We start from the raw sequence: 5,143 nt of genomic DNA on the forward strand, positions 1-5,143 counted from the left end.
CGCGCCGCGGGCGGCGAGGTCCCGGCTGATCGCGCCGGTCGCGCCGGGCTCGGCGCCCCAGGCCATGCGCTCGTCGTAGGCGGTCCAGCAGGTGAAGGCGATGTCCCAGCCCGACGCCGCCAGCCGGCGGGCGATCCCCGCGCCGATGCCCACGGTGCGGCCCACGCCCGTGACGAGCGCGAGCGGGCGAGACGCCCCTGGAGGATTGTCGGTGGTCATCAAGAGAGTGGTCATCAGGAGAGTGGTCATCAGGCGGATGGTCATCAGGAGGATCGTCCGGCTTCGGCCCCGCCCGGCACAACCGCTTTTCCGCCGCGGCCGGTGAGATGATCAGTCGAGGAGCCGGTCCTCCCTGTGCGCCTCGTAGAAGCCGGCCTGGCGCGCCATGATGACGCGCATCGGCGTGCCGCGCGGGACACCGTAGACGGTGCCGGGGAAGTCGAGGTCGCGCTGCTTCTCCCACAGCTCCGCGTGCCGGTCGGGCGAGAACAGCTCCGCCGGGTCGCCCGCCGCGATCCAGCCGATGGGGACGACGGTGCCGGGCTCCAATCTGGAGTTGGCGTGCAGCACGCTGTTGATCCGCAGCTCGGAGCACGTGCCCGCGACGGCGCCGGGGAACATCGACACGCCGGTGGCCACGAACACCTCGTCCTCGACGGTCGCGCCGTTGACGTGGGCGTGCGGGCCGATCAGCACCGCGTCGCCCAGCACGGCGGGGTGCCCCGCCCTGCCGCGCACCAGGGCGTTCTCCATCACGACCACGTCGGAGCCCGTACGCACCTCGCCGTCTTCGGCGGTGAGCACGGCGCCGTGCAGGATCCGGGCCCGTTCGCCCAGGACGACGGCACCGCAGAGCACGGCCGACGGGGCGACGTAGGCGGACTCGGGGACCACCGGCCTCCCGCCGCGATGCTCAAGCAACATGCTCCGAGCCTAGACCCGCCGCGCGATCACCGGCCGGTGACACCGCCGCCAGCACCGATGTCGAACGGATCTCCGCGAGCGCCCTGGTGAAGTCGCGGGAGGACAGCCAGAGCTTGAACATGATCGCGGCCTCGAACACCAGCAGGAGCGCCGCCGCGCCGAGGGTCACCGGGACGATCGCGCCGGTGAGCGGACCGACGATGAACACCGCCATCTGGAACTCGATGCCGCTGACCAGATGCGCTCTGACACGGTGGTCGCGCAGCCAGTCGCGGATGCGGATGTACCAGGCGAATCGCGCACGGAAGTTCTGCTGCAGGTCCACGGATTCCGCCGGGCGGGTATCGCCGGGCTCCTCTGGCTCTCCTGTCCGGCGTGGGCGGGCGGAGGCGGGGACGCCGGTGGCCTCCTCGATCGCCTCGTCCAGTCGGCGGCGCATCTGGCGGCGTACCTTCGCCACCTGGAGCGCGTCCACGTACCGGAGCATGTCGAGGAAGACGACCAGGACGCCGAGGACCAGGTACAGCTCCTCGCCGCCTGCCTCGAACCGGCCCCACATGAGCGCCAGCGCGCAGGCCAGCACGCGGATCCGGTCGAAGACGTAGTCCAGCCAGCCGCCCATCACGGTGCCGGTGCCCTTGAGGCGCGCGATCTTCCCGTCGACGCAGTCGAGGACGAAGCTCAGGTGGTACAGGAGGGCGCCGGCGGCCGGCCACCCCCAGCCGGGCATCAGGAAGCAGGCGGCCGAGCCGAGTCCGAGGACGAACGCGGCCCAGGTGATCTGGTTGGGCCTGACGGAGGTGCGGTTCGCCAGCACGACCACCAGGCGGCCGGCGAGCGGGTCCACCAGGAACACCGTCCACCAGGCGTCACGCGCCTTGTAGGTCCGCTCGCGCACCTCTTCCAGCGTGAATCCGGGCATGCCACACAAGGCCATCGTCAAGCTCCGTATCCGGTGGGTGGGATCAGTGAGCGGGTTCTTCGTCGGTCCAGCCGATCTCCTGGAAGGCGGTGAAGGACCCGAGCCGGACGTCCCGGCCGCCGACGGCCTCGCCGGCGCTCGTCGTCTCCTCGGCCAGCGGCAGCCCGCTCGCCGGGTCGATCACCAGCCGCTCGTCGCTCGGCCGGCCCTCCCTGACGACGCGGTAGCTCAGGCCCTGCCCGGTACGGCCGAGCGGGTCGGTGACGCGTCCCTCCGCCTTCATGCCGGGGATCGAGGCCAGGATGCGGTACGCCGAGGCCCGCACCTCGGGCGCGACGGGCAGCCCGGAGATGATCTCCAGGCAGCTCTCTCGCAGCTCGGCCTCCATCTCGCGGCCGACGTACGCGCCGTTCTCGCCGGCGATGCGGGTCACCAGGAAGGCGCGCAGCCTCGTGGGGTCGGCCGGGATCGCGCGCAGCGCCTCCCAGGTGACGAGCCGCTTGGTCAGGATGCCGTCCGCGTCCCGCCATCCGACGCGGTGCGGCCCGTTCCGCGGCTCGCCGGGGGCCGACTCCACCAGCGCCCGAGATGAGACGCGGCCCAGGCCGGTGACGTCGGCCGGGTACCGCCAGTTCGCCGGGGATCCGGCCGCGCGCCACTCCGCCTCGTCCTGGGGCGTCGCGGGGGCGGCGCCGAGGTAGCGGCCGGTCCAGCGGTCCCGCCCGGCGTACTCCTTGGTGAGCCACGTCTCGCGGGTGGACCGGCGCTTGATGACGTACCGGCGGTCGGGAGAGAGGATCAGCTGCCCGGTGACCACGCTGGTGCGCCAGTAGGCGCCGTCGGACGGAGCCCGGGCCATGGCGCTCGCCGCGGCCAGCAGGACCTGCCTGGCGCCCGGCTCGGCGGTGGCCGGCTCAGGGGGAACGGGTGAGAGGCGGAGGGGCGAGCCGGGCGGAAGGGTGACGGCGAGCGCCAGCCCGGCCGCCACCACCACCCCGACCAGGCCGTTGCGGAGGGGCGCCCATCGCCGCGCCGGTGACAGGGGGAGCAGCGCCGCCGGTGACACGGGACCGGCCGGTGACACCGAAAGGGCCGGTGACACAGGCCGCGCCGGTGAGGCGGTCAGCGTCGCCAGGAGCCTGGCCCGGCCGGCGTCGACGGCCTCGGGCGAGGGGGCGGGCATGGAGAGCAGGTCGCGGACCGCCGCCACCTCGCCCGCGTCGCCCGGCCGCCCGTTCAGCTCATCCATCGAACCCCCCGATCATGGGGTTGACGCCGCCCAAGGCCCCGCGGAGCTTCCTGCGCACCCGGTTGAGCCGGGAGCCGACCGTACCGAACGGGATGCCGAGCGTCTGCGCGACCTCCTCGTAGCTCAGGTCGGCGAGCGCGACGAGCAGGAGAACGTCCCGATCGCCGGCGGAAAGGCGTCCGAGAGCCGCCGCGAGCCGCCCCTGTGCGTTCGCGGCGGCCACCCTGGCCGTCACCCTGTCCTCGTGCCCGCCGTCCGCCACCTCGCCCGCCGGCGCCCGCTGGAACGCCTCCAGCCTGCGCGTCTCGCTCCTCCTGTGCTGGGCGAGCAGGTTGGTCGCGATCCCGTACAGCCAGGGCCGCACGGCGCCCCGCGCGGCGTCGAACGTCCGCCGTTTCCGGAACGCCACCAGGAACGTCTCGGCGGCCAGGTCGTCCGCGATCTGCGTGCCGAGCCGCCCGGCGACGTACCGGTGGATCTCGTCGAAGTAGCGGTCGTACAGCGCGGCGAACGTTTCCGGGTGGTGCCACGACTGCTCGATGAGCGCGGCGTCATCGGCTGCCACAGGCACGTCCGGAGGAGCGGCCATGCGCATGGTGTCCCTTCTGTGGGTTACACCTCTATTCCGCCGGAACGCCGATCACTCTTCACACTTTTTCCGGATATGGCCGATAAGACGGCCTCATGCGGCGAACAGCAGGGTGAGGCCGCCGAGCCTGTAGCCGAGCATCAGCACGAACAGCGGGATCTGCCCGGCCACGGCCCGGGCCGGGCGCCGGGTCGACGGCGTTCTGGTCGATCTGGAGGTCGAGGCCCAGCGCGAGGATGACCGCGCGCTGCCCCTCGATGACGAGCAGCGAGAAGTAGTGGGCGACGAGATAGCCGAGCGCGATCGGCACCAGCGAGCGGGCGAAGCGCGGCGCCAGGCCGCGAACCCCGCCGATGCGCCCCGCCAACCCCAGGCAGCCCGCGTACAGCGCGCCCACGGCGCCGATCGCCGCCAGGAGGCCGAACGTGCCGAGCGCCGTGCGGCCGAGCGGGCCCGCCCGGCCACCGCAGGGTGATCACGCGCCCTGCCCGGTCGCCGCTGAACCGGGAGTCCGCCCAGAGCAGCCCGAGCGCCAGGAACGACACCACCAGCGCCGCGAAGGCGCCCGCGTAGGCGTAGAACAGCGGGATCGGCAGATCGCTCCGCTCCCCCACGCCGTGCGCCGCCAGACCGCTCATCCCGGCCCCGGCGCGGCCGTGTTCCCGGTTTCGGTCATCTCACCGCCAGCTGGGTGAGGACCAGCTTGCCGCCGTGCGTCTCCACCTCGAAGACGCCGGTCAGGTCCGCCGCGAACCGCACGGTGACCGGCTCGCCGGGCCGGAGCGGGGCCCTGCGGTCGTAGCCGTGAACGTGCAGCTCGTCGGCCACGTCGCTGGTCACCGTGATGCTGACGGTCTGGCCGCGCCTCACCTCCAGCCAGCCCGGCGGCGGGCTGACCCGGCCGTTCCTGATGCTGATCTCCGCGCGGGCCTCGCCGTCGGACGGGCTGGGCGCCGAGGTGGCCACGGCGTGTCCGGTGCCGGGCTCGCGATGCGTCCGCGAGAACGGCCCGCAGCCCGCGACCAGCCCGCACACCACCAGGCCGCACATGACACCCTGCTTCAGGGCTCGCTTCAGCCGCGCGGGCCTCATGCGGGGACCTCGGCTTCGGGTGCCGCCTTCTCCTCCCCGGTACGGCCGCGCCGCGGCGCCAGGACGACGACCGCGCACAGCACCCAGACCCCGGTGAGCATCCCGCGGACCCAGCTGGGCCCCACCGGGATCGCCGGGATCAGGTGCACCACCTTGTCGTAGGCGTCGGCCACGGCCAGCGTGCCCAGCGCGATCGTGAACCAGCCGAACACGGGCCGGTCCCGGCGCAGGGCCACGCCCAGGCACAGCCACCAGCCCGCCACGAGCAGCAGCGCCACCGCCGCCAGGCGCGTGCCGTCCACGGCGGCCGACGCCACGTCGAGCACCAGGCCCGCCACCCCCACGGCGCTCCCGGCCGCGACGAGCC

6 protein-coding genes and 2 pseudogenes are annotated in these 5,143 nt (G+C 73.4%); all 8 read right to left on the reverse strand.

Features of this window, described 5'->3' with window-relative positions; all coding sequences use genetic code 11:
- Positions 1-264: pseudogene (locus DQW85_RS27860) on the reverse strand (hypothetical protein); the annotation flags it as partial.
- 66 nt (positions 265-330) lie between these two features.
- Positions 331-924: a gamma carbonic anhydrase family protein gene (locus DQW85_RS27865; protein WP_113702863.1), complete on the reverse strand. Its 594-nt coding sequence runs from the start codon at positions 922-924 to the stop codon at positions 331-333.
- Positions 914-1,846: a CDP-alcohol phosphatidyltransferase family protein gene (locus DQW85_RS27870; protein ID WP_113702864.1), complete on the reverse strand. Its 933-nt coding sequence runs from the start codon at positions 1,844-1,846 to the stop codon at positions 914-916. Before DQW85_RS27870 ends, DQW85_RS27865 begins: the two co-directional genes overlap by 11 nt.
- Positions 1,847-1,889: 43 nt before the next feature.
- A complete protein-coding gene (locus DQW85_RS27875) occupies positions 1,890-3,095 on the reverse strand; it encodes a CU044_5270 family protein (protein WP_113702865.1) in 1,206 nt (401 codons plus the stop codon).
- Positions 3,088-3,684: an RNA polymerase sigma factor gene (locus DQW85_RS27880; protein ID WP_113702868.1), complete on the reverse strand. Its 597-nt coding sequence runs from the start codon at positions 3,682-3,684 to the stop codon at positions 3,088-3,090. Before DQW85_RS27880 ends, DQW85_RS27875 begins: the two co-directional genes overlap by 8 nt.
- Before the next feature lie 58 nt (positions 3,685-3,742).
- On the reverse strand, positions 3,743-4,081 hold the full coding sequence (locus tag DQW85_RS47105) for a hypothetical protein (RefSeq protein ID WP_240197469.1): 339 nt from the start codon (positions 4,079-4,081) through the stop codon (positions 3,743-3,745).
- 275 nt (positions 4,082-4,356) lie between these two features.
- Positions 4,357-4,776 (reverse strand): cupredoxin domain-containing protein, encoded by a 420-nt coding sequence (locus DQW85_RS27890; RefSeq protein WP_113702866.1) that lies wholly within the window; start codon positions 4,774-4,776, stop codon positions 4,357-4,359.
- Positions 4,773-5,143: pseudogene (locus DQW85_RS27895) on the reverse strand (right-handed parallel beta-helix repeat-containing protein); the annotation flags it as partial. The pseudogene DQW85_RS27895 and the gene DQW85_RS27890, both read right to left, overlap by 4 nt.

It is taken from the genome of Nonomuraea lactucae, assembly GCF_003313395.1.
Classification (GTDB): domain Bacteria; phylum Actinomycetota; class Actinomycetes; order Streptosporangiales; family Streptosporangiaceae; genus Nonomuraea; species Nonomuraea lactucae.

Coding starts and splice junctions, on each gene's coding strand:
- DQW85_RS27875 (WP_113702865.1), bottom strand. CDS start 3,095: ATGGATGAGCTGAACGGGCGGCCGGGCGACGCGGGCGAGGTGGCGGCG.
- DQW85_RS27890 (WP_113702866.1), bottom strand. CDS start 4,776: ATGAGGCCCGCGCGGCTGAAGCGAGCCCTGAAGCAGGGTGTCATGTGC.
- DQW85_RS27870 (WP_113702864.1), bottom strand. CDS start 1,846: ATGCCCGGATTCACGCTGGAAGAGGTGCGCGAGCGGACCTACAAGGCG.
- DQW85_RS27865 (WP_113702863.1), bottom strand. CDS start 924: ATGTTGCTTGAGCATCGCGGCGGGAGGCCGGTGGTCCCCGAGTCCGCC.
- DQW85_RS27880 (WP_113702868.1), bottom strand. CDS start 3,684: ATGGCCGCTCCTCCGGACGTGCCTGTGGCAGCCGATGACGCCGCGCTC.